This window comes from Halomonas sp. DP4Y7-1 (assembly GCF_019800705.1).
GTDB lineage: Bacteria > Pseudomonadota > Gammaproteobacteria > Pseudomonadales > Halomonadaceae > Halomonas > Halomonas litopenaei_A.
Window position 1 is genome coordinate 340,554 of record NZ_JAHVKS010000002.1, and the last position, 21,560, is coordinate 362,113.

Sequence of the window (21,560 nt, forward strand, 5' to 3'; positions counted from 1 at the left end):
CACCGTGCTCCCCTTTGCCAGTCCCGCTGCCGCCGTAGGGCAGACCTGTGCCTGCCTACCCCCTTTCCGCACTGTCCGCACGGCGCTTGAACAAGGCCCGGAACACCGGATAGATGTCCCCGGGTTCAACAATCTGACGCATGGCAAAGCGGTCGGGATAGGCGGCCTCGACCCGCTCGTATTCTTCCCATAATGCCTGGTGAGCGTGAGGCGTGATTTCCACATAGGTGAAGTACTGCAGGCGCCCCATCAGCGATTTGGTCAGCAGCTCCCGACAGTTGACCGAGTCATCGTCCCAGTTATCGCCATCCGATGCCTGGGCCACGTACAGGTTCCACTGGCCGGGGGGATAGCGCTTGTCGATGATCTCGTCGACCAGGGTAAGCGCACTGGAAACGATGGTGCCGCCAGTCTCCCGTGAGTAGAAGAATTCCTCCTCATCGACTTCCTTGGCGGCAGTGTGGTGACGCACAAAGACCAGCTCGACCCGCTCGTAGCTGCGCTCGAGAAACAGGTAGAGCAACAGGAAAAAGCGCTTGGCGATATCCTTGTGGGCCTGGGTCATCGAGCCCGATACATCCATGACGCAGAACATCACGGCCTTGCTGGACGGCTGAGGCTGGTTGATCAGATGGTTGTAGCGAAGATCATAGGTATCGATGAAGGGAACCGCCTCCAGACGCCGCTCTAGGCGTTCGATCTCGGCCTTCAACTCCTGGATGCGAGCGGGATTCTTGAGCACGGGATCCTTGCGCTCCTCGACTTCCAGCGCTTCCTGAGCTTCCCGCAGCGCGCGACGAATCGGTGCACGCATGGCAATTCGACGGGCCTGGGCTTCTCGCATCGAACGCACAATGTTGATCCGAGCCGGCACGCCATCTCTCGAGACCCCGGCGCGCACGGGGCGCACTTCTTCCACATCCACCAGCGGCTTGCGCTCCAGATGGGGCAACTCGAGGCCATCGAAGACAAACTCGAGGAACTCCTCCCTGGTCAGGGTGAAGGCGAACTCATCCATGCCCTCCCCCTGGTTGGAGGCGCCACCCTCTCCACTGCCATCGCCTCCACCGCCCCCGCCGTCTGGGCGACGCAGGCGATCACCTTCCTGAAACTCGCGATTACCGGGTGCGACAATCGAACGTCGCCCACCGCTGCCGTGCTGGAACACTGGCTCGGAGATATCGCGACTGGGGATGGAAACCTTTTCGCCTCGCTCCATATCGGTGATGGAGCGACGGTTGACGGCCTCCTCGACGGAGCGCTTGATATGGGTGCGATAGCGGTCAAGAAAGCGCTGGCGATTGACCGCGCTCTTGTTCTTGGCGTTCGCTCGTCGATCGATGAAGTAGGTCATGGGACCTCCTGGGCGCAGTCGACAAGGGTGTCCGGCGCCGGGCCTGGCCCGGCGCCTTCACGGCTACTGCGACTTGCGCACTCTCAGGTACCACTCCGACAGCAGGCGCACCTGCTTCTCGGTGTAGCCTCGATCCTTCATCCGTGCCACGAAATCCTCGTGCTTCTTGATATCCGCAGAGGACGCCTTGGCATTGAAGGAAATGACGGGCAGCAACTCCTCGGTGTTGGCAAACATCTTGTGCTCGATGACACCACGCAGCTTCTCGTAGGACTGCCACCCCGGGTTCATGCCGTTGTTCTGGGCACGCGCCCGCAGCACGAAGTTGACCACCTCGTGACGGAAGTCCTTGGGATTGGAGATGCCCGCCGGCTTCTCGATCTTTTCCAGCTCATCGTTAAGCGACTGGCGGTCGAACAGCTCGCCGGTCTCGGGATCCCTGTACTCCTGGTCCTGAATCCAGAAATCCGCATAGGTGACATAGCGGTCAAAGATGTTCTGACCATACTCGGAGTAGGACTCCAGGTAGGCGGTCTGAATTTCCTTGCCTATGAAGTCCACATAGCGCGGCGCCAGGTACTCCTTGATATAGCGCAGGTAGCGCTCGAAGGTCTCCTTGGGCAGCTGCTCCTGCTCAAGGCGCTGCTCGAGCACGTACAACAGGTGCACCGGGTTGGCCGCCACCTCGTGATTGTCGAAGTTGAAGACCTTGGACAGGATCTTGAAGGCAAAGCGCGTGGACAGACCATCCATGCCTTCATCGACGCCGGCGCTGTCGCGATATTCCTGAATCGACTTGGCCTTGGGATCGGTGTCCTTGAGGTTTTCACCGTCATAGACCCGCATCTTCGAGTAGACGCTGGAGTTCTCCGGCTCCTTGAGACGCGACAGCACCGAGAACTGGGCGAGCATGCGCAAGGTATCCGGTGCACAGGGCGCCTCATTGAGCGACGAATGCTCCAGCAGCTTCTTGTAGATGTTGATTTCCTCGGACACCCGCAGGCAATAGGGCACCTTGACGATATAGACGCGGTCGAGGAACGCCTCATTGTTGCGGTTGTTGCGGAACGCCTGCCACTCGCTCTCGTTGGAGTGCGCCAGCACGATGCCATCGAAGGGAATCGCGCCCATGCCCTCGGTGGGGTTGTAGTTCCCTTCCTGGGTCGCCGTCAGCAGGGGGTGCAGCACCTTGATGGGCGCCTTGAACATCTCGACGAATTCCATCAAGCCCTGGTTGGCCCGGCACAATCCTCCGGAAAAGCTGTAGGCGTCAGGATCATCCTGGGAATACATCTCCAGCTGGCGGATATCGACCTTGCCCACCAGGGACGAGATATCCTGGTTGTTCTCGTCACCCGGCTCGGTCTTGGCGATGGCGATCTGGTTGAGGCGCGAGGGGTACAGCCTGACCACCCGGAACTGCGAGATATCACCGCCGGACTCCTTCAGCCGCTTGGCGGCCCAGGGCGACATCACGCTGCGCAGGTAGCGAGCGGGGATACCATACTCTTTCTCGAGCAGCTCTCCGTCTTCCTCGGGCGAGAACAGCCCGAGCGGAGACTCGTGCACCGGCGACCCCTTGATGGCGTAGAACGGCACACGCTCCATCAGCAGCTTGAGGCGCTCGGCCAGGGATGACTTGCCGCCCCCCACGGGGCCAAGCAGGTAGAGGATCTGCTTTTTCTCCTCCAGCCCTTGGGCGGCGTGACGGAAGTAGGCCACGATCTGCTCGATGGCCTCCTCCATGCCGTGAAACTCACTGAACGCCGGATACCGACGTATCACCTTGTTGGAAAAGATTCGCGCCAGTCTCGGGTCCTTGGCGGTGTCAATCACCTCAGGCTCACCGATGGCCTCCAGCATTCTCTCAGCCGCACTGGCGTAGGCGGAAGGGTCTTGACGGCAGAGTTCCAGATATTCCTGCAGGGACATTTCTTCCTGCTGGACGCGAGCGAAGCGGTTCTGCACGTGGTCGAAGATGCTCATCGATGCCTCCTGTGATGCCCGGGACTCGCTCTTGGCTCTCAGGCCTTTCCCGTCAGCCAGCGCCAGTCACGAGTGGGTACTCTCAGCGTAGAACAGCATTAGCCAAAAACGATGTGCAGGTCTTCAACGCTGAGCGTCCTTACCTATAAGAACTCTTGCCAGCAGAAGCGTTTCGTTGTCCAGACGAAATTCGGCGTAAGAGGGACCATGAACATGATAAGCGAGGTATTCACTAGCCGTGAAAGCGACGCCCGCCGCTTGATCACGGGGCTCGTCAGCGTCTACCGCGCCATCTTGCCGCAGCCACCAAAATTGCACACAACGGCACACTTCTTAAGTAATTTTCATCACGCTTGCCTGGGGCGCGAGCCAGATCCTGCTGGGCTGGCCCGACGCCACCAGAATGACGGCTCTAGAAGGACGCCGCCAACCTCACCCCCTGGTCAATGGCACGCTTGGCATCGAGTTCGGCCGCCTCATCGGCACCGCCGATGATGGAGACAGCGACACCCGCCGCCTCGAGGGGCGCCACGAGTTCGCGCACCGATTCTTGACCGGCACACACCACGACCGTATCCACCTCCAACACACGCGGCTCGCCCTCGACGCTCAGGTGCAGCCCTTGATCATCGATATGCCGATACTCGCAGCCAGCCATTGCGGTCACACCTCGATGGCGAAGGGATGCCCGGTGCACCCAACCTGAGGTGGTGCCCAACCCCTTGCCCGGCTTGGACGTCTTGCGCTGAAGCAAGTAGACCTGTCGTGGCGACTGCGGCCGGCGGGCCGGCTTCAGCCCCCCTGGCGTGCTGACCTCAAGATCCACCCCCCACTCGTCGCACCAATCCTGCAACGGGTCATCACCGGGCGGCGTATGGGTCAGCAACTCCGCCACATCGAAACCGATACCGCCAGCGCCGATGATGGCCACCCGGCGCCCGACACGCTGAGGAGCATCGATGGCCTCGGCGTAACTCATCACACTAGGATGATCACTGCCGGGCAACGCCAACGGTCTGGGTCTGACGCCGCTGGCCAGCACCACACGATCGAAGGCCAGGAGATCGTTGACACCCGCCTCGCAGGAGAGCCTGACGTCGACTTCCAGCTTGTCCAGCATCACCTGGAAGTAACGCAGCGTTTCGTCAAACTCTTCCTTGCCGGGAATGCGGCGCGCAAAATTGAACTGCCCACCCAGGATCGGCTGACGTTCGAACAGGGTAACCCTGTGCCCACGCTGCGCGGCACTGACTGCCGTGGCGAGCCCTGCAGGACCACCACCCACCACCGCCACGGACACTGTCTGGTCAGCGGGCTCAAGCGTCAGCTCCGTTTCATGACAGGCGCGGGGATTGACCAGACAGGACGTCAGCTTGCCCTGGAACGTATGGTCGAGACAGGCCTGGTTACAGGCGATACAGGTATTGATCTCGGCAGCACGCCCCTCCCTCGCCTTGCTCACCCATGCCGAATCCGCCAGCAGCGGACGCGCCATGGACACCATGTCAGCATGTCCTTCGCGCAGCACCCGCTCGGCCACATCCGGCATGTTGATGCGATTGGTGGTGATCAACGGGATCGAGACGGCGTCTTTCATGCGTCGCGACACCTCGGTGAAAGCGGCTCGCGGGACGCTGGTCACGATGGTCGGGACTCGCGCTTCATGCCAACCGATGCCGGTGTTGATCACGTTGGCACCGGCCGCCTCAACCGCCTGGCCCAGCGCAATGACCTCGTCATAGGTACTTCCGTCCTCCACAAGGTCGATCATCGACAGCCGGTAGATCAACAGGAAACGCTCTCCCACCGCCGCACGGACGCGGCGAAGAATCTCCAGCGGGAAGCGACAGCGATTGTCGAAGCTGCCCCCCCAGCGATCCTCGCGCACATTGGTTCGGCGGCAAATGAACTGATTGATCAGGTAGCCCTCGGAGCCCATGATCTCGACGCCGTCATAGCCCGCCTGCTGCGCCAGACGCGCGCAGCGCACGTAGTCCTCGATCTGCTGCTCGACCTCATCGTCACTGAGCGCTCGCGGCTGGAAGGGGTTGATGGGGGCCTGCAGCGCTGAAGGGGCTACCAACTCCGGTGAATACGCGTAGCGCCCCGCATGCAGAATCTGCATGCAGATGCGGCCCCCCTGTGCATGTACCGCCTCGACAACACCGCGGTGATCATCGAGCTGCTCAACCGAGGTCAACTGCGACGCCCCCTGAAAAACGGCGCCCTCCGCATTCGGTGCAATGCCACCGGTCACGATCAGCGCCACGCCTTCGCGAGCACGTTCGGCGTAAAAGGCGGCCAGACGGGAAAACCCCTGCGGCGCCTCTTCCAGATTGGTATGCATGGAGCCCATCAACACGCGATTGGGCAATTCCAGGTGCCCCAGTCTCAGTGGGGCCAGCAGGTGGGGATAGGCGGTCACGGCGCGGTCCTTGGCAGCCTTGGCTGCAATCTTGTTGTCGTGAGGTCCGGAACTGGCACTGCATCAGGGCAGCCAGTCTACGGCTATTTTCAAACAACTGTATGATAGCGAGTCAATCCTCGCCACCCCAGAAAGGCAAAAAGCAGCGACACGATGCGAACCCCGCCAGCGCCATGGGCTAGCCCATAGCGTCAGTGTGGTGTAAACGCCTTGAGGGGACCCAAAACGAGAAAAGCCCCGCTGCAGAAGCAGCGGGGCTTTTCGGAATAACTGCCGGCAACGTGACCGGACTTTTTTCCAGCGTGTGCTGGGTCGAGCGAAATGGCGGACCGGACGGGACTCGAACCCGCGACCTCCGGCGTGACAGGCCGGCATTCTAACCAACTGAACTACCGGTCCGCGTGGTGGGTGATACCGGATTCGAACCAGTGACCCCCAGCATGTGAGGCTGGTGCTCTAACCAACTGAGCTAATCACCCACATCATTTCACACGGTGCGATGCCTCAAGTTTCCTGGAGCTCATCGACTTTGGCGAGTCATCGTGGCGGACCGGACGGGACTCGAACCCGCGACCTCCGGCGTGACAGGCCGGCATTCTAACCAACTGAACTACCGGTCCACATTGATGACGATTCGAGAAGTGACGTTGGCGGACCGGACGGGACTCGAACCCGCGACCTCCGGCGTGACAGGCCGGCATTCTAACCAACTGAACTACCGGTCCAACGTCTACAACTCTACGTGTCCAGCCATCACCAAGGTGATGGTGGGTGGTACAGGGTTCGAACCTGTGACCCCCAGCTTGTAAGGCTGGTGCTCTCCCAACTGAGCTAACCACCCCTGGTCACGTGGCGCTGCATTCTACAGAACATCGGGGGGATGTCAACGCGGCCAAACCATCTTTCTCGTTTTTTTTGTCGCCTATTTTGCCCGTGCATTCATCGACTTGGGCGGAAACGCAGGCGGCACAAGGGCTCACGAGATTCAGCGGCCCTCCGCAACGAGCCAAAACAACCGTAAAAAAAATGGCGAGACCCATCCCCCTGACCGTAGCGGCCTCAATTCACCTGCATCAACGTTGCTGCGCATTTTGCCGCGCGCTGCATCAGTTCGTCTCGCGTCACGCCGCTGGCACGCCGGGTCAGCCAGTCGTGATCACCGTCCTCCAGCCATTCGACGGTGGCCACCTCGGGCAAATCATAGCCTTGCACTTGCTCGAGGGTGCCAAACGGATCTCGGGTGCCCTGCAGCACCAGCGTTGGACACTTGAGGCGAGGCCAGTGCGCCAGGCGAAGTCGTTCGGGCTTGCCCTGGGGGTGAAAGGGATAACCCGCTACCACCACTCCAGGTGCCGTCTCCTCGGCCGCCAGCAGGGTCGCCACACGCCCACCCATGGACTTGCCCCCCAGCCATAGGCGGCCAGGCACGCTATGCGACAAAACGTCACGCCAGGTGCGCAGCTCATCGACCAGAAGATCGACCTTGGGCGGCGGGCGCCGGCGCCCAAGCGCCTTCATCTGGCGCATGTAGGCGAATTCCACTGACAAGGTGGCCACACCGGCGTCGGCCAGCGCCTTGCGCCAGGCGACCAGAAAGGGTGAATCGTGCCCAGCGCCTGCACCATGCGTCAAAAGAAGTAGGTCGTCACTGGCAGGGCCCGCCAGGATGCAGGGTCCAATGCCCTCCCATTGCCCGTGATGTTCTCCGTGAAACGGGCTTTGCCGGCGCAATTCCTGACCAAAAATGTCGGATAAAAGATTTTCAGACATGGACAAATTTCCAAAGTTCACTGCCACCAGTGGCTAAGTGCCAGCCCTAGCCGTGCTGGTCTAGAATTCTGAATGGTTGTTGATCTGCATCATTCTGAGACTGCCGCTGGGTAGGCACTATGGCCGGGGGATCGTCCCCTTTACGCGATCGATGGGAACCTGATCATGAGCACAGCATTTGAACATCCGACCTACAACTACAAGGTGGTCCGGCAGTTCTCGATCATGACGGTGGTATGGGGCATCGTGGGCATGGCCCTCGGTGTCATACTTGCTGCCCAACTGGTCTGGCCGGAACTCAACCTTGGCTTGCCCTGGACAAGCTTTGGTCGGCTTCGCCCCCTGCACACCAACGCAGTCATCTTTGCCTTCGGCGGATCCGCGCTGTTCGCGACCTCCTATTATGTGGTCCAACGCACGTGTCAGGTAAGGCTGATCAGCGACAAGCTGGCTGCCTTTACGTTCTGGGGCTACCAGGCCGTCATCCTCTGCGCCGTCGCCACCCTGCCCCTGGGCCTCACCGAGGTCAAGGAATACGCCGAGCTGGAATGGCCCATCGACATTCTGCTCGCCGTCGTCTGGGTATCCTATGCCATCGTGTTCCTCGGCACGGTCAAGATTCGCAAGACCTCGCACATCTACGTGGCCAACTGGTTCTTCGCCGCCTTCATCCTGACGGTGGCGGTGCTGCACATCGTCAACAGCGCGGCCATTCCCGTCACCGCCACCTACTCCATCTCCCTCTACTCCGGGGCCATCGATGCCATGGTGCAGTGGTGGTATGGACACAACGCGGTGGGCTTCTTTCTGACCGCCGGCTTCCTGGGAATGATGTATTACTTCGTGCCCAAGCAAGCCGAGCGCCCGGTCTATTCCTACCGTCTGTCCATCGTCCATTTCTGGGCATTGATCATGGTGTACATGTGGGCCGGCCCGCACCACCTGCACTACACCGCGCTGCCTAACTGGGCCCAATCCCTGGGCATGGTCATGTCCATCATCCTGCTGGCCCCCTCCTGGGGCGGCATGATCAACGGCATGATGACCCTGTCGGGCGCCTGGCATAAGTTGCGTACCGATCCGACGCTGCGCTTTCTGGTGGTCGCCCTGTCCTTCTACGGCATGTCGACCTTCGAAGGGCCGATGATGGCGGTGAAGACCGTCAATGCCCTGTCTCACTACACCGACTGGACCATTGGCCACGTCCACGCGGGAGCGCTGGGCTGGGTGGCAATGATCACCATCGGCTCGATGTATCACCTGATCCCCCGCCTGTTCGGTCAGAACGAGATGTACTCGGTCAAGCTGGTGGCAGTGCACTTCTGGCTGGCCACCATCGGCACCGTGCTGTACATCGCCGCCATGTGGGTCAACGGCATCCTGCAGGGCCTGATGTGGCGCGCCATCAATGCCGACGGCACGCTGATGTACACCTTCGTCGAGACCGTGGAGGCCAGCGGCCCCGGCTACATCGTGCGCCTGATCGGCGGTCTGTTCTGGGTGACTGGCATGCTGATCATGGCCGTCAATGTCGCGATGACCGTCAAGGGTTCCGCCAAGAGCGGTGCTCCCCTGCCACAGACCGCCTGAGTCAATGAAGGACCGAGACTGACATGAGACACGAGATCATAGAAAAGAACGTCGGCCTGATGGCGGTGCTGGTGCTGGTGGTGATCAGCTTTGGCGGCCTGGCCGAGATCGTGCCGCTGTTCTTCCAGAAGCAGACGACCGAGCCGGTGGATGGCCTCAAGCCACTGACCGCGCTGCAACTCGAGGGCCGTGACATCTATCGCCGGGAAGGCTGCGTCGGCTGCCACTCGCAGATGATTCGTCCCTTCCGGGCGGAAACCGAACGCTACGGCCACTACAGCGTGGCAGGCGAATCCGTCTACGAGCACAACTTCATGTGGGGCTCCAAGCGAACCGGTCCGGATCTTGCCCGCGTCGGCGGTCGCTACAGCGACGACTGGCACCGCGCGCACCTGTACAACCCGCGTGACGTGGTGCCTGAGTCGATCATGCCGGCGTATCCCTGGCTGTTCGAGAACACCCTGGATGGCGAACACACCCCAGCCAAGATGCGCACCCTCCAGACCCTGGGCGTGCCCTATACCGACGAACAGATCGCCAGCGCGACCAGCGATGTTCGCGGCGAACGGGAGATCACCGCGCTGGTGGCCTACCTGCAGCAGCTTGGCACCGTACTGCCCAACTCGGCAAAGAGCCCGTAACCATGGATATCGGAACCTTTCGCGGCATTCTCACCGGCATTCTGCTGGTCGCCTTTCTGGGCCTGGTGGCCTGGGCGTATTCCAGCCGTCGCAAGCGCGAGTTCGAACAGGCAGCCAACCTGCCGTTCGCGGATGACGACGAGCAACCGAACCGTGACCGCATGGCCGAGCAACAGGCCGATTCCCGAAAGGACAGGGGAGAAAAGAACACATGAATACACTCTGGGGTGATGCCCTCTCAGGCTTCTGGAGCGCCTGGATCATCGTCATCACGCTCGGCACGATTGGCTTCGCCTTCTGGCTGCTATGGGCCAATCGCAAGACCGACAAGCGCCCTGATGCAGACGGTACTGTCGAGACCACCGGCCATACCGCCGACGGCATTGCGGAATACGATAACCCGCTGCCACGTTGGTGGTTCCAGCTCTACGTTGCCACCGTGATCTTTTCACTTGGCTACCTGGTGCTGTATCCGGGCCTGGGCAATTTCGCCGGCGTGCTGGGCTGGAGTCAGGAAGGCCAGTGGGAGGAAGAAGTGGCCCAGGCCGAACAGCGCTTCACACCGATCTTCGAGAAGTATCAGGAAATCCCGGTGCCGGAGTTGATCAAGGATGCCGAGGCCATGCAGATTGCCGAGCGTATCTTCCTCAACAACTGCGCGATCTGCCACGGCTCGAATGCCAAGGGCGGCTACGGATTCCCCAACCTGACTGACACGGACTGGCTGTACGGGGGCGAGCCCGAGCACATTGTCGCCACCATCGAGAACGGGCGGAACGGACTGATGCCCTCGTGGCAGCAACTCGGCGCCAACAACATCGAGAACCTGACTCAGCATGTGCTGTCGCTGTCCGGCCAGGCCGAAGATGCTGAGCGCGCTGACAAGGGGGGCGCGGTGTTCGGATCGGTGTGTGCGGCGTGTCACTCGCCTGACGGTACTGGCAACCAGGCGCTGGGAGCCCCCAACCTGACCGACGAGACCTGGTTGTACCAGGCACCGGGACAGAGCCTGGCCGACTCGATTCGCCAGACGCTGCGTAACGGCCGCAATGGCCATATGCCTGCCCAGGCCGCTTACATCGGCGAGGAGCGCGTGCATCTGGTGGCGGCCTACGTCTACAGCCTGAGCCAGCCTGCGCAGTAATCCACAAGAGGGGGCCACCCCCGTATCCAGTGCGGCCAAGCGCCGCACTGGCCTCTCACCTACCTGACGATCGCTAGACTGACCGTCGTCACAACGACGAATGATCGGTCAGCGATGCGAGCCTGCCATGAGCGACAAGATACCCACCCAAGATGTGACCGACAGCGCGGTATCCCACCACACACCCGAAGCCCCCTCGTCACACAGCATGTACGAGAGCCGCCGTCATATTTACGTACGCGAGATGAAGGGCGTCTTTCAACGGGCCCGGCGTGCTGCCAACTGGGCGCTGATGCTGGGATTTCTGCTGTTGCCTTGGGTGCCATGGGGAGACCGTCCTGCGGTCTGGTTTGACCTGCCGGGTCGCGAATTCCACATCTTTGCGGCGACCTTCTACCCCCAGGAGTTCGTGCTGCTGTCCTGGCTCTTGATCATCTGCGCCTTTGGCCTGTTCTTCATCACGGTGTTTGCCGGCCGGGTATGGTGTGGCTACACCTGCCCCCAGAGCGTCTGGACGTTTCTGTTCATCTGGGTCGAGCATCGTGTCGAGGGGCCACGCAACCGCCGCATCAAGCTGGACAAGCGCGCCCTTGATGCCGATAAGCTCCTGCGCAAGAGCGCCAAGCACGCGATCTGGCTGATCATCGCCGCCGCCACCGGCATCACCTTTGTCGGCTACTTTACGCCCATCAAGGGCCTGGTCGTCGACCTGGCCACCCTGTCAGCCAACGGCTGGTCCTACTTCTGGGTCGGCTTCTTCATTGTCTTCACCTACCTCAACGCTGGCTGGCTACGGGAGCAAGTGTGTCTGTACATGTGTCCTTATGCCCGCTTCCAGTCGGTGATGTTCGATCGCGATACGCTGATCGTCTCCTACGATTATCATCGAGGCGAGCCCCGTGGCCCCCGCAAGCGCAGTGCCGACCCCACCGAGCAGGGACTCGGCCACTGCATTGACTGCGAACTCTGCGTCCAGGTCTGCCCTACCGGCATCGACATTCGCGATGGCTTGCAGTATCAGTGCATCACCTGCGCCGCCTGCATTGATGCCTGCGACAGCGTCATGGACAAGATGGGCTACCCTCGGGGTCTGGTTCGCTACACCACCGAGCATGCCCTTGACGGCAACAAGACCCATTTGCTCAGGCCACGCCTGATCGGCTACCTGGTGGCGTTGCTGGTGATGATCGGGCTGTTTATCTGGACCCTGGCCGACCGCACCCCGCTGGACGTCGACGTCGAGCGCGATCGGGCGCGGCTGTTTCAGACGCTGAGCGATGGGCGTATTGCCAACTCGTATGCCATCACCGTGCGCAATCTCGACAATCAGGCACACCGCTATCTGATCGAGGTCACCGGCATCGAGGGCCTGCAGAGCGATACCGAGTCACTCGAGGTACCCGCCAACGCGTCCCGGCAGCTGGTGATGACGCTGAGCGTAAATCCTGCTTTGATGGAACAGCGTAGCGCCGACATCAGCGTCCGCCTGCACGCTGAAGACGATCCCTCGGTCGCGGTGGAACGCGAAAGTCGATTCATAGGAGTCACCCCCTGATGTCTTCGTCCGATCCCCAGGTGCCGCCCTGGTACAAGCAGTTCTGGCCCTGGTTTCTGATTGCTTTGCTGCTGTCCTCGGTCACCTTCAGCATGGTCTACCTGGCGCTGTCGATCCGCTATTTCGATGGCTCGGTACCGGACGACTATTACAAGGAGGGGCTGGCGATCAATGTTCAGCTGGAAAAGCAGCAGCGCGCCGAAGCCCTTGGGCTGGCAGCCGATCTACGGATCGATGCCACCACCGGCGACGTGGTCGTCCAGCTGCTCGGCGACGAGCGCCCCGAGCGCCTGCAGCTGGAGCTGAAGTTTCCCACCGATGGCGATCGCGACCGCCTGCTGACCCTGAGCCATACCCGTAATGGGCAATATGTTGGCACCCTGGAGCGCAACCTTCGCTACCGCTGGTACCTGCAGCTCCAGCCATGGATCGACGACGGCAGCGGCGATGATGCTGCATGGCGCTTGACCGGCGAGGCCGAATTCCCGCGAGACGGCACCATTCACCTGACGCCAGGTCTGTGATGCCGGCTACCGATACTCCGCGGTCCTGCTACCACTGCGGCGCCACGGTGGAAGCAGGAGCCCCCTGGTCGATCACCATCGATCAGCAAGCGCACCCCCTGTGCTGTCCCGGATGCGAAGCCGTGGCTCACGCCATTGTCGACGGTGGCCTCGATAGCTACTACCGCTTTCGCACCGCCATGCCTGAGCGTCCCTCGGCCACGCCCGCGGACGCCGAACGCTACCAGGTCTTCGATGACCCCGGCCTGCAAGCCCGATTCGTGCGCCAGCGCGACGGGCATCAGGTCGCCACCCTGGCGGTGGACGGCATCACCTGCGCCGCCTGCGCCTGGTTGATCGAGCATCGCCTGAACGCTCTCGATGGTCTGGCCAGCAGCGCCGTCAATCTGTCACAACATCGCCTGCAGGTGAGCTGGGACCCGAGCCAGCTGACGCTGTCACGCATTCTTGCCGAGATGGCGGCCATCGGTTACCCCTCGCAACCCTACGAACCCGATCAGGCTCAACTGCGTCTCAAGCACCAGTCGCGCCAGATGGTTCGCCGCTTGATAGTGGCAGCGGTAGGCATGATGCAGGTGCTGATGTTCTCGATCCCCCACTACGTTGACAGCGGGGACCTCAGCGCCGATTTCGACCAGCTGTTTGCCTGGCTATCACTGGCGCTGACGACGCCTGTCGTGCTGTATGCCGCTCAACCGTTCTTCCTTGGCGCCTTGCGGGACGTACGCTCGCGCATACTCGGCATGGATGTACCCGTCTCCCTGGCCATCGGTGGCGCCTACCTGGCGAGCTGCTGGTCGGTGGTCAGCCAATCGGGAGATCGCTACTTCGATTCGGTCAGCATGTTCACCTTCTTCCTGCTGTTCGGTCGCTATCTGGAATCCCGCGCCCGCGCCCACTACGGGCGCCAGGGCAACGTTCTGGCCAGCGCCTTGCCCAGCGCTGCAGTGCGCGTCGAGGCCAATGGCGACGAACGAGTCATTCCCGCCAGCAAGCTCGAACCGGGTGATCGCGTGCGCGTCAGTCCTGGCTCACTGATTCCGGCTGACGGTGTCCTGACATCAGGCGTGGCACAGATCGACGAATCGCTGCTGACCGGTGAGTCGCTGCCCTCACTACGACGACAGGGCGATATCGTTCACGCTGGCACGCTATGCATCGACAGCCCGGTGGAGCTCGACGTCCTGCGTGTCGGGGACGCGACCCGCGCAGCGGGCATCCTCGACCTTACCGACCGAGCCTTTGCCCATCGCCCGCGTATCGCCAAGGTGGCAGAGCAGGTGTCTCACCGCTTTGTCCTGAATCTGCTGATCATCACCACGCTGGTCGCCATGGCCTGGTGGTGGATCGACCCCAGTCGCAGCCTGTGGGTCACCCTGTCGGTACTTGTCGTCACCTGTCCCTGCGCCTTGGCACTGGCCACGCCTACCGCCTTGACCGTCGCCCACGGGCGTCTGCGTCGCGCCGGCGTGCTGGTCGCTCGCGCCGATGCGCTGGAAACCCTGGCCCGCCTCGACCGCATCATCTTTGACAAGACCGGCACCTTGACTCGAGGTCAGCTGCGCCTGGCCGAGCACCGACGCCTCACGGCAGACTGCCTTGCAGGCATCGACCCTCGTCAGCTGGCCGCTGCGTTGGAAGTCGGCTCGGAGCACCCGGTCGCCCATGCCTTCCGGCCCTGGCGCGACGCCCGAGTCACGGCCAGCGACATTCGCAACGTGCCCGGTCAGGGCGTGGAAGGTTACGTGGCTGGGCAGTGTTGGCGCCTTGGGCGCCCGGACTTTGCCCTGGCCAGCCAGCACCCCCTCGACGTACCAGGCGACGGCCTGTGGCTGCTGCTGGCATGCGAGGGGCAGGCTGTCGCCTGGTTCCAGCTACACGACCAGCCCCGCACAGACGCCGCCATGACCCTTGCGGCTATCCGCGACGCGGGTATCGAGATCGAGATCCTGTCCGGCGATCGCCCCGGCAACGTTCAGCCACTGGCCGATCAGCTGGGGGTAGCGCAGTGGCACGGCAATGCCAGTCCCGAGGACAAGCTCACATTGGTCCGCAAGCGTCAGCAAGCGGGAGAGGTCGTTGCCATGGTGGGAGATGGCATCAACGATGTGCCCGTTCTGGCCGGGGCGGATCTCGCCATTGCCGTTGCTGGCGCCAGTGACCTGACCCGCACTCGCGCCGACCTGATCTTGCTCGGCGAGCCGCTGGAGCGTATCGTCCAGGCTATCCATAGCGCACGCCAGACGCGCCGCATCATTCGCCAGAACCTCGCCTGGTCAGTGCTCTACAACGTCGTCGCGCTGCCCGCCGCCGCGTTGGGCTTCGTGCCTCCGTGGCTCGCCGCCATCGGCATGTCGATCAGCTCGCTGCTGGTCATAGGCAATGCCCTTCGCCTGAGACGCGCGGCGCCGCCATCACCCTCACGTCTTGCCGTAGCGGCGCATGCTCAATGAACATTCTCTATCTGTTGATACCGCTGTCGCTGATCCTGTTGAGTCTGGCGGTATGGGCGTTTTTCTGGGCGGTCCGCAACGATCAATTCGACGATCTGGAGGGTCCTGCCTATCGCATCCTGTTCGAGGACGAAGACCCGCCGACATCGAACCCATCCAGAAAGCCGGCAAAAGAGACACCGGTCGATGACACAACAGCCGACGAACATGATTCCACGCCACCCCCTGGATCCTGAGCAGAACGCATGAACCCAGTAGGTCTAGACCTGCCGCCCGCGATGGCGGCTTTTGTCTTCGGGCTGCTTGGCGGAGCACATTGCATCGGCATGTGCGGCGGTATAATGAGCGCCCTGACCTTTGCCATTCCCCCGAGCATGCGCCACCCTGTTCGTGTAGGAATTTTACTACTTGGCTACAACTCGGGACGTCTGTTCAGCTACTGCCTGGCAGGCGCTATGGTCGCAAGCCTAGGCTCTGTGGTGGCGCTGGCACCGGGCATGCGGGACCTGCTGCAGGTGGTTGCCAGCCTGATGCTGATCACGATGGCGCTTTACATTGCCAACCTGTGGAAAGGGCTACGCTGGCTGGAGGCATTGGGCCAGCGCCTGTGGAGGTACCTGGAGCCAGCAGGACGTCGCCTGTTGCCAGTGGTCAAGCTACCTCAGGCGGTTGCACTCGGGGCCATCTGGGGCTGGCTGCCCTGTGGCCTGGTGTATTCCATGCTGGCATGGAGCATGGCCATCGCAGACCCTGCCCGTGGAGCACTACTCATGCTCTGCTTTGGCCTGGGGACGCTACCGGCACTGGTGACAACAGGGATTGCTGCGCGTCAGCTGCAGAGTTTGCTGGCACACTCTGCCACACGATTTATGGCAGCGGGCATGATTGTCGGTTTAGCTGTGTGGAATATCCTACAAATTGTAGGAAATTGACGATTATCATATCGCCGCCAGATTATTGAGGCAAAAGAGGTATATGCACCTTTGGCCTAATATCTGTGTGTAGAATAGCGACAATAGCATGCAGCAAGGGAAAGCCAGTTTCCTACATGCTTTGCTCATCATGAACCCCAGACCCACAGGAGCTGCGAATGAGTCCATCGGCCCAAGATCGACGGCGCCCCATGCTACATGAGACTCGTTGCGAGTCCTGCAGCTTGAGCTCCCTGTGCCTTCCGTTGTCGCTGGAGACCGCTGACCTCGAGCGCTTCGATTCCATTATCCGCCGTCATCCTCCGATCAAGAAGGGCACTCGCCTGGTCGAGCAGGGAGATCGCTTCACCAGCGTCTTCGCGGTTCGCTCCGGCAGCCTCAAGCAGATCACCACCGAAGGTAGTGGCGAAGCGCAGTTGACCAACTTCTTCTTGCCCAGTGAGCTGGTCGGCCTGGACGGCATCGACGATGGCAGATATCCCGGCAGCGTGGTGGCACTCGAGACCACGACCGTATGCGAGATTCCCTTCGATCGCCTTGACGCCCTGACCCAGACGCTGCCGGAACTACGCGCGCAACTGTTCCGCACCCTCAGCAAGGAGCTGCGCGAAGATCGACGCATGATGCAGCTGCTGTCGCGCAAGACCGCTGACCAACGACTGGCCTGCTTCTTCCTCGGACTGTCGGACCGTTTCCGCCGCCGCGGCTACTCGCCGTTCAGCTTCCGCCTGTCCATGTCCCGGGCAGATATCGGCAACCACCTGGGACTAGCCGTCGAAACGGTCAGCCGCATTCTGGGGCGCTTTCAACAGCAGGACCTAGTGGCGGTCTCTGGACGGGAGGTCAATATCCTGGACCTCGCCTCACTGTCGAACCTGGCTGACACCGACGCCAGCTGATCCGCGGCGCTGACAGGGCCTGGGGCCGACAGCGACCGATAGACGTCGTGCCACGCCACGAGCCCAGCCCCCCTAGGTAGGGCGACGATATACCGACTCCATCAACAAGAGAGGCCGCATCCCAGGATGCGGCCTCTTGCTATCTTATCGGGACGAGCGTTCAGGCATTGAAGAGGGCCACTGCGTGATGTGGCCCTAGCTCGCTTCGCGCTTCAGCAGTGCCTTTTCAGCAAGGCTTGTTCAGGCGAGCTTAGTCGGCGTCAACGATATCAATACGCCGAGCCTGGCGATGCGCCTGCACGGCCTCCAGACCTTCAAAGTCGAACAGCTCGCGGTCTGCCAGCTGCGAGGGTGCCACGTTGGTCACGGCCTTGAACATGCTCTCCAGGCGCCCTGGGTGCTTGGCCTCCCACTCTGCCAGCATTTCCTTCACCACCTGGCGCTGCAGGTTGGGCTGCGAACCGCAGAGGTTGCAGGGAATGATCGGAAAGGCCATGGCATCGCTGTAGGCCTGGATGTCCGCCTCGCGGCAGTACGCCAGCGGCCGGATGACAATGTTCTTGCCATCATCGGACAGCAGCTTGGGCGGCATGGCCTTGAGACTTCCCCCGAAGAACATGTTGAGGAACAGCGTCTCGAGAATATCCTCGCGGTGGTGTCCCAGGGCAATCTTGGTCGCACCGATCTCTTCCGCAAAACCGTACAGCGACCCTCGGCGCAGTCGCGAGCACAGCGCGCAGGTGGTCTTGCCCTCGGGGGTCTTTTCCTTCACCACCGAGTAGGTGTCACGCTCGAGGATGTGGTAGTCCACGCCAATGCTGTCCAGGTAGTCCGGTAGCACGTGCTCGGGAAAGCCGGGCTGCTTCTGGTCGAGGTTGACCGCCACCAGGGAGAAGTTCACCGGCGCATTGCGCTGCAGGCTGCGAAGAATCTCGAGCATGGTGTAGCTGTCCTTGCCGCCGGACAGGCATACCATGACCTTGTCGCCTTCCTGAATCATGCCGTAATCGATGATGGCGTTGCCGGTCTGACGCCGCAGACGCTTCTGCAGCTTGTTGAACTCGCGCTTGGCCTTGGCCTGGGCGCGCTCGTCGTCAGCTGCCGGGGACGCGGCATCACGACGGTCGAGGACACGGGGATCAAACAGGGAGGCGGAAGCGGGCTGAGCAGACATGGGCAGGGCACATCACGGCTGAAAATGAAGACCCGCTAGTCTATCACTCACGTCCGCCACAGGCGAAGAAGTCAGCAACCACTCACCCCTGCGATTACGCTGGTTCACAACCGCGTGTCCTGGGCCAAGGTGCTTTTGACTAGCCGCCCTGTGACTAGCCGCCCTGTGACTAGCCGCCCTGTGACTAGCCGCCCTGTGAAGAGAGGACCTGTGACAAGACGACCTGTGGCTAGACGACTTGTAGTGCCAGCAGATAGCGCGCCACCACACCAAGCAACAGCAGCAAGATGCCGAAGCGTTGCCAGGCGTGCTCACTCACCGTCAGCGTCAGACGCTTCTCCCAGAACTTGACCATCCCCCACAGGTCACGGGTGCGGCGATAGTACTGGCAGTAAGCCACCATCACAGCCAACAGGCCAAGCGATAGCAAGGTCGGCTCAAGCAACATCATCAGACCATGAAGGCTCATGCAAAGATCTCCCCATTACGGTGACTACGGCACCTGACACGCCGCTCGTCCCAGGTCACGCGTCGTGACAGCGGCGTGGATGGAATCATCGGGACGACTCGGCCAGCGCGTCGGCGTCCAGCCGCAAATGCATCAGTGCCGTAGTGACGGCATCACCCAATGCGGTATGCCGTCCCATGATCGGCACTCCCAGGCGCTCTGCCAATTGTTCGAAAGTCGGCTGCAGCTCAAGTTCGGGGTGGCTGCGCCGCATCCGCTTGCGGTACTGCTGCGCCACATCGATGGTGGCGTTAGGCAACGAGAAGCCAAACTCCGCCTTGAGATAGCGATCGAGCATGGCCAGGTCAAAGTCGATGCACCACCCCACCAGCGGACGGTTGCCGATGAATTCCAGCAGCGTCTCGAGGGCATCACGCACCGGCATTCCCCCCTCAAGATCGACCCCACGCAGGCGGTGAATCTTGATGGAATCACCATCCAGGCTGGCCGGGGGCTCCAGGCGCAGATCAAGCGACTCGCTGGTCAACACGCGCCCATCGTGGATCCGCACTGCCGCAATCGACACCAGTTCGGCGCGACGCGTATCCAGGCCGGTGGTCTCGCAGTCGATGGACACCAACTCATCACCGGTGTAGGGATTGAACAGCCAGGCAAAATCGCCATCGGCTTGACGACGGCGGTCGGCCGCACGTCTGATCGCTCGCAGCATGGGGTACTCTCCTAAACGAAACCACTGACGCCAGGTCAGTTTTCCCTGAGGCGATGCCTCGACGCTCATGCATACTCCAGGTGATAACGATGGGACAGACTGCCCTTGAACTCCTTCACCAGATGAAGTGCCTCCCGCAACAGGTCACGCTCCAGGGAGTTGAGGGACTGCACCACCACGTTGTCGCTGGCCAGGAGATCATCGCGCTGGCACCTGAGCTGGGCCTTGAGCCTCAGCTCACTGAACAGTGACAGCGCCTCACCGAGGTCTTCCGCCACCTCTGCATCGAGGCGACCGAGCCTAGCCAGAGCGGACAGGCGATCGTGGGTCGAGGTCTCGCGCAGGCCAGCATCCAGCGCCATGGTGCGAACCCCATGAACGATCGGGAAGATGCCCCCTTTCTTGATGTCGATGCCGTGTGCGGGCTTCTTGAGCGAGCCGAACAGCGTCAATGGCGTAGAGAACCGCAGTACCGCGCGGGCCAGATGGGTCAGCAACAGCGCGTTGCCCCTGGTCTCCTCGATCAACACATCACGCAGGCGGTCCACCAACGCCATGTCACCTGCCACGCCAGCGACATCCACCAGAATCGCCAGGCTCATCAAGCTATTGCCATCCGGTTCCGCGACCCATCGCCGAATACGCCCGCGCCACTGCTCCAGCGTTCCTGTCCATTGGGGATTGGACACCATGATATTGCCGGGGCAGCGCGGATAGCCCAGGTCCATCAGCACCTCGGTAAAACGACGACTGTCCGCGGCCAGGTCCGGCCACTCGAGGTCGTCCGGGAGAATCAGCGCGTTGTCCTGATCCGTCTTGAGGATCTGCTCGCCCCTGCCCTCACTTCCCAGCACGACAAGACAGACACGGTCGCGCTGAGGGGCGGGCATCGAAAACTGCCATGCCTTGCCAATAATGCGACCGTTAAGCGCTGACAGCATGCCCATGGCAAAGCGCATGCGAATTCCCTGCGCCATCAGTGCATCGATCAGCTCAGGCGTGCGCTGGCTGGCCTCGTTCAGTTCCGCCAGGCTGTCAGCCTGCTCCACCTGAAGACTGACCACATAGCTGCGACTGGAGAAATAGCTCAGCACATCGGTCAACTCGACCACGCCTTCCAGCGCGCCTTCGTGATAGACCACCACCCTGGCCACCTTGTGGCGGGTCATCTCGATCAGCGCTTCGAACAGGTACTGGTCCCTGTTGACGCTCACCAGTGCCAGGCCAGCGATACCTTCCAGGGCATCGCCCCCTCCCCGCTCCTGCATCACCAGTGCATCGAGCAGGTCGGTCTTGGTCAGCATTCCGGGGCCTTCCGGGGTATCCACCAACAGACTGTCGGCGCCCTTCTCCTTCAGCGTGAGCACCGCCTGACGAATACTGATGGACGGGTCCACCAGCAGGGGTGGCCGCATGCATTCATGCACCTTGGCCAGCATGAAACCGGCCAGCGTCACGCCGCCATCGGAACGCCGCTCCGCCAGCAGCCGCGTCTTGCTGACCAGACGCTGGTGAAAGTAATCGGAGAAGTCCTCGGACTGTTCGCAGAGCGAGAGGAACAACGCCCTGGGCATCAGGTAGCACAGGGTTTCCTGTTCGGCGACAAAACGATAGCGGCTCTGGCCGTTGATGACGCTGATCGCGCCAAACAGATCGCCACTGGTGTAGTGGCCGATGCGTCCGCCGGTGGAGGACTCGTTCATGTCCAGTTCGGCGACTTCGCCCTTGTGAATCACAAAGACGAACTCGCCGGCCTGTCCAGCCTCGAGAATCACTTCATCCCGCGCGTAGTACGCCAGATCAAGCCCTGCGCGAATACGCTCGCGTCCGGCATCATCCAGCAGCGCAAAGGGAGGTTCTGTGACGTTGATGTCGATCATCGTTCGCTCCGTGCTCAACCCCGGCTGTCCCGGGGCTGAGCAGGTTGGCGAAGAG

Annotated in this window: 18 protein-coding genes and 5 tRNA genes; 10 read left to right on the top strand and 13 right to left on the bottom strand. The window is 61.6% G+C overall.

Annotated features, from left to right (window positions below):
- Positions 1 to 55 precede the first annotated feature (55 nt).
- From KUV72_RS05095 to KUV72_RS05135, 9 genes are all read right to left on the bottom strand, one after another.
- Positions 56 to 1,354 (bottom strand): YeaH/YhbH family protein, encoded by a 1,299-nt coding sequence (locus KUV72_RS05095; RefSeq protein WP_222237643.1) that lies wholly within the window; start codon positions 1,352 to 1,354, stop codon positions 56 to 58.
- 63 nt (positions 1,355 to 1,417) lie between these two features.
- A complete protein-coding gene (locus tag KUV72_RS05100) occupies positions 1,418 to 3,340 on the bottom strand; it encodes a PrkA family serine protein kinase (RefSeq protein WP_206941388.1) in 1,923 nt (640 codons plus the stop codon).
- A 412-nt stretch (positions 3,341 to 3,752) separates the two neighbouring features.
- A complete protein-coding gene (locus tag KUV72_RS05105; protein ID WP_222237644.1) occupies positions 3,753 to 5,765 on the bottom strand; it encodes an NADPH-dependent 2,4-dienoyl-CoA reductase in 2,013 nt (670 codons plus the stop codon).
- A 322-nt stretch (positions 5,766 to 6,087) separates the two neighbouring features.
- Positions 6,088 to 6,164: transfer RNA gene (locus tag KUV72_RS05110), tRNA-Asp, on the bottom strand.
- A 3-nt stretch (positions 6,165 to 6,167) separates the two neighbouring features.
- Positions 6,168 to 6,244, bottom strand: a tRNA-Val gene (locus tag KUV72_RS05115).
- A gap of 64 nt (positions 6,245 to 6,308) precedes the next feature.
- Positions 6,309 to 6,385 (bottom strand) — tRNA-Asp (locus tag KUV72_RS05120).
- A gap of 28 nt (positions 6,386 to 6,413) precedes the next feature.
- Positions 6,414 to 6,490: transfer RNA gene (locus KUV72_RS05125), tRNA-Asp, on the bottom strand.
- Positions 6,491 to 6,530: 40 nt separating this feature from the next.
- A tRNA-Val gene (locus tag KUV72_RS05130) sits at positions 6,531 to 6,606 on the bottom strand.
- Between the two features lie 218 nt (positions 6,607 to 6,824).
- Positions 6,825 to 7,397, bottom strand: a complete 573-nt coding sequence (locus KUV72_RS05135; RefSeq protein ID WP_261317351.1) for an alpha/beta family hydrolase — start codon at positions 7,395 to 7,397, stop codon at positions 6,825 to 6,827.
- Between the two features lie 303 nt (positions 7,398 to 7,700).
- Between KUV72_RS05135 and ccoN the strand changes: the two genes are divergently transcribed.
- The 10 genes from ccoN to fnr all read left to right on the top strand — a co-directional run bounded on the left by ccoN (position 7,701) and on the right by fnr (position 17,273).
- Positions 7,701 to 9,125, top strand: a complete 1,425-nt coding sequence (ccoN, locus tag KUV72_RS05140; protein WP_222162702.1) for a cytochrome-c oxidase, cbb3-type subunit I — start codon at positions 7,701 to 7,703, stop codon at positions 9,123 to 9,125.
- A 23-nt stretch (positions 9,126 to 9,148) separates the two neighbouring features.
- Positions 9,149 to 9,766, top strand: coding sequence for a cytochrome-c oxidase, cbb3-type subunit II (gene ccoO / locus KUV72_RS05145; RefSeq protein WP_222162701.1), 618 nt, complete (start codon positions 9,149 to 9,151; stop codon positions 9,764 to 9,766).
- A 2-nt stretch (positions 9,767 to 9,768) separates the two neighbouring features.
- The gene (locus tag KUV72_RS05150) at positions 9,769 to 9,981 is read left to right on the top strand and encodes a cbb3-type cytochrome oxidase subunit 3 (protein WP_206941393.1); all 213 of its coding nucleotides are present in this window, start codon (positions 9,769 to 9,771) and stop codon (positions 9,979 to 9,981) included.
- Positions 9,978 to 10,910: a cytochrome-c oxidase, cbb3-type subunit III gene (ccoP, locus tag KUV72_RS05155; RefSeq protein WP_222237646.1), complete on the top strand. Its 933-nt coding sequence runs from the start codon at positions 9,978 to 9,980 to the stop codon at positions 10,908 to 10,910. Before KUV72_RS05150 ends, ccoP begins: the two co-directional genes overlap by 4 nt.
- Positions 10,911 to 11,037: 127 nt before the next feature.
- Positions 11,038 to 12,465 (top strand): cytochrome c oxidase accessory protein CcoG, encoded by a 1,428-nt coding sequence (gene ccoG / locus KUV72_RS05160; RefSeq protein WP_261317352.1) that lies wholly within the window; start codon positions 11,038 to 11,040, stop codon positions 12,463 to 12,465.
- Positions 12,465 to 12,989 carry a FixH family protein gene (locus KUV72_RS05165; protein WP_222237647.1) on the top strand — a complete coding sequence of 175 codons (525 nt, stop codon included), beginning with the start codon at positions 12,465 to 12,467 and terminating at the stop codon, positions 12,987 to 12,989. The genes ccoG and KUV72_RS05165 overlap by 1 nt, the downstream gene beginning before the upstream one ends.
- Positions 12,989 to 15,442 carry a heavy metal translocating P-type ATPase gene (locus KUV72_RS05170; RefSeq protein ID WP_222237648.1) on the top strand — a complete coding sequence of 818 codons (2,454 nt, stop codon included), beginning with the start codon at positions 12,989 to 12,991 and terminating at the stop codon, positions 15,440 to 15,442. Before KUV72_RS05165 ends, KUV72_RS05170 begins: the two co-directional genes overlap by 1 nt.
- On the top strand, positions 15,439 to 15,678 hold the full coding sequence (gene ccoS / locus KUV72_RS05175) for a cbb3-type cytochrome oxidase assembly protein CcoS (protein WP_206941400.1): 240 nt from the start codon (positions 15,439 to 15,441) through the stop codon (positions 15,676 to 15,678). Before KUV72_RS05170 ends, ccoS begins: the two co-directional genes overlap by 4 nt.
- A 9-nt stretch (positions 15,679 to 15,687) precedes the next feature.
- Entirely contained in the window at positions 15,688 to 16,374 is a 687-nt protein-coding gene (locus tag KUV72_RS05180) for a sulfite exporter TauE/SafE family protein (protein ID WP_222237649.1), read from the top strand.
- Positions 16,375 to 16,532: 158 nt separating this feature from the next.
- A complete protein-coding gene (gene fnr / locus KUV72_RS05185) occupies positions 16,533 to 17,273 on the top strand; it encodes a fumarate/nitrate reduction transcriptional regulator Fnr (protein ID WP_206941404.1) in 741 nt (246 codons plus the stop codon).
- A 250-nt stretch (positions 17,274 to 17,523) separates the two neighbouring features.
- On the opposite strand, the gene ttcA is transcribed toward fnr, so the two are convergent.
- From ttcA to KUV72_RS05205, 4 genes are all read right to left on the bottom strand, one after another.
- Positions 17,524 to 18,447, bottom strand: coding sequence for a tRNA 2-thiocytidine(32) synthetase TtcA (gene ttcA / locus KUV72_RS05190; protein ID WP_224851979.1), 924 nt, complete (start codon positions 18,445 to 18,447; stop codon positions 17,524 to 17,526).
- Between the two features lie 229 nt (positions 18,448 to 18,676).
- Positions 18,677 to 18,916, bottom strand: coding sequence for a hypothetical protein (locus KUV72_RS05195; RefSeq protein WP_224851978.1), 240 nt, complete (start codon positions 18,914 to 18,916; stop codon positions 18,677 to 18,679).
- Between the two features lie 85 nt (positions 18,917 to 19,001).
- Complete coding sequence (locus tag KUV72_RS05200; protein WP_315857854.1) at positions 19,002 to 19,694, bottom strand: 3'-5' exonuclease; 693 nt, start codon at positions 19,692 to 19,694, stop codon at positions 19,002 to 19,004.
- Positions 19,691 to 21,505 carry a DUF294 nucleotidyltransferase-like domain-containing protein gene (locus KUV72_RS05205; protein ID WP_222237650.1) on the bottom strand — a complete coding sequence of 605 codons (1,815 nt, stop codon included), beginning with the start codon at positions 21,503 to 21,505 and terminating at the stop codon, positions 19,691 to 19,693. The genes KUV72_RS05200 and KUV72_RS05205 overlap by 4 nt, the downstream gene beginning before the upstream one ends.
- Positions 21,506 to 21,560 lie beyond the last annotated feature (55 nt).

Coding starts and splice junctions, on each gene's coding strand:
- ccoO (WP_222162701.1), top strand. CDS start 9,149: ATGAGACACGAGATCATAGAAAAGAACGTCGGCCTGATGGCGGTGCTG.
- KUV72_RS05100 (WP_206941388.1), bottom strand. CDS start 3,340: ATGAGCATCTTCGACCACGTGCAGAACCGCTTCGCTCGCGTCCAGCAG.
- KUV72_RS05150 (WP_206941393.1), top strand. CDS start 9,769: ATGGATATCGGAACCTTTCGCGGCATTCTCACCGGCATTCTGCTGGTC.
- KUV72_RS05200 (WP_315857854.1), bottom strand. CDS start 19,694: ATGAGCGTCGAGGCATCGCCTCAGGGAAAACTGACCTGGCGTCAGTGG.
- KUV72_RS05165 (WP_222237647.1), top strand. CDS start 12,465: ATGTCTTCGTCCGATCCCCAGGTGCCGCCCTGGTACAAGCAGTTCTGG.
- fnr (WP_206941404.1), top strand. CDS start 16,533: ATGAGTCCATCGGCCCAAGATCGACGGCGCCCCATGCTACATGAGACT.
- ccoS (WP_206941400.1), top strand. CDS start 15,439: ATGAACATTCTCTATCTGTTGATACCGCTGTCGCTGATCCTGTTGAGT.
- ccoG (WP_261317352.1), top strand. CDS start 11,038: ATGAGCGACAAGATACCCACCCAAGATGTGACCGACAGCGCGGTATCC.
- ccoN (WP_222162702.1), top strand. CDS start 7,701: ATGAGCACAGCATTTGAACATCCGACCTACAACTACAAGGTGGTCCGG.
- KUV72_RS05170 (WP_222237648.1), top strand. CDS start 12,989: ATGCCGGCTACCGATACTCCGCGGTCCTGCTACCACTGCGGCGCCACG.
- KUV72_RS05180 (WP_222237649.1), top strand. CDS start 15,688: ATGAACCCAGTAGGTCTAGACCTGCCGCCCGCGATGGCGGCTTTTGTC.
- ttcA (WP_224851979.1), bottom strand. CDS start 18,447: ATGTCTGCTCAGCCCGCTTCCGCCTCCCTGTTTGATCCCCGTGTCCTC.
- KUV72_RS05195 (WP_224851978.1), bottom strand. CDS start 18,916: ATGAGCCTTCATGGTCTGATGATGTTGCTTGAGCCGACCTTGCTATCG.
- KUV72_RS05095 (WP_222237643.1), bottom strand. CDS start 1,354: ATGACCTACTTCATCGATCGACGAGCGAACGCCAAGAACAAGAGCGCG.
- ccoP (WP_222237646.1), top strand. CDS start 9,978: ATGAATACACTCTGGGGTGATGCCCTCTCAGGCTTCTGGAGCGCCTGG.
- KUV72_RS05205 (WP_222237650.1), bottom strand. CDS start 21,505: ATGATCGACATCAACGTCACAGAACCTCCCTTTGCGCTGCTGGATGAT.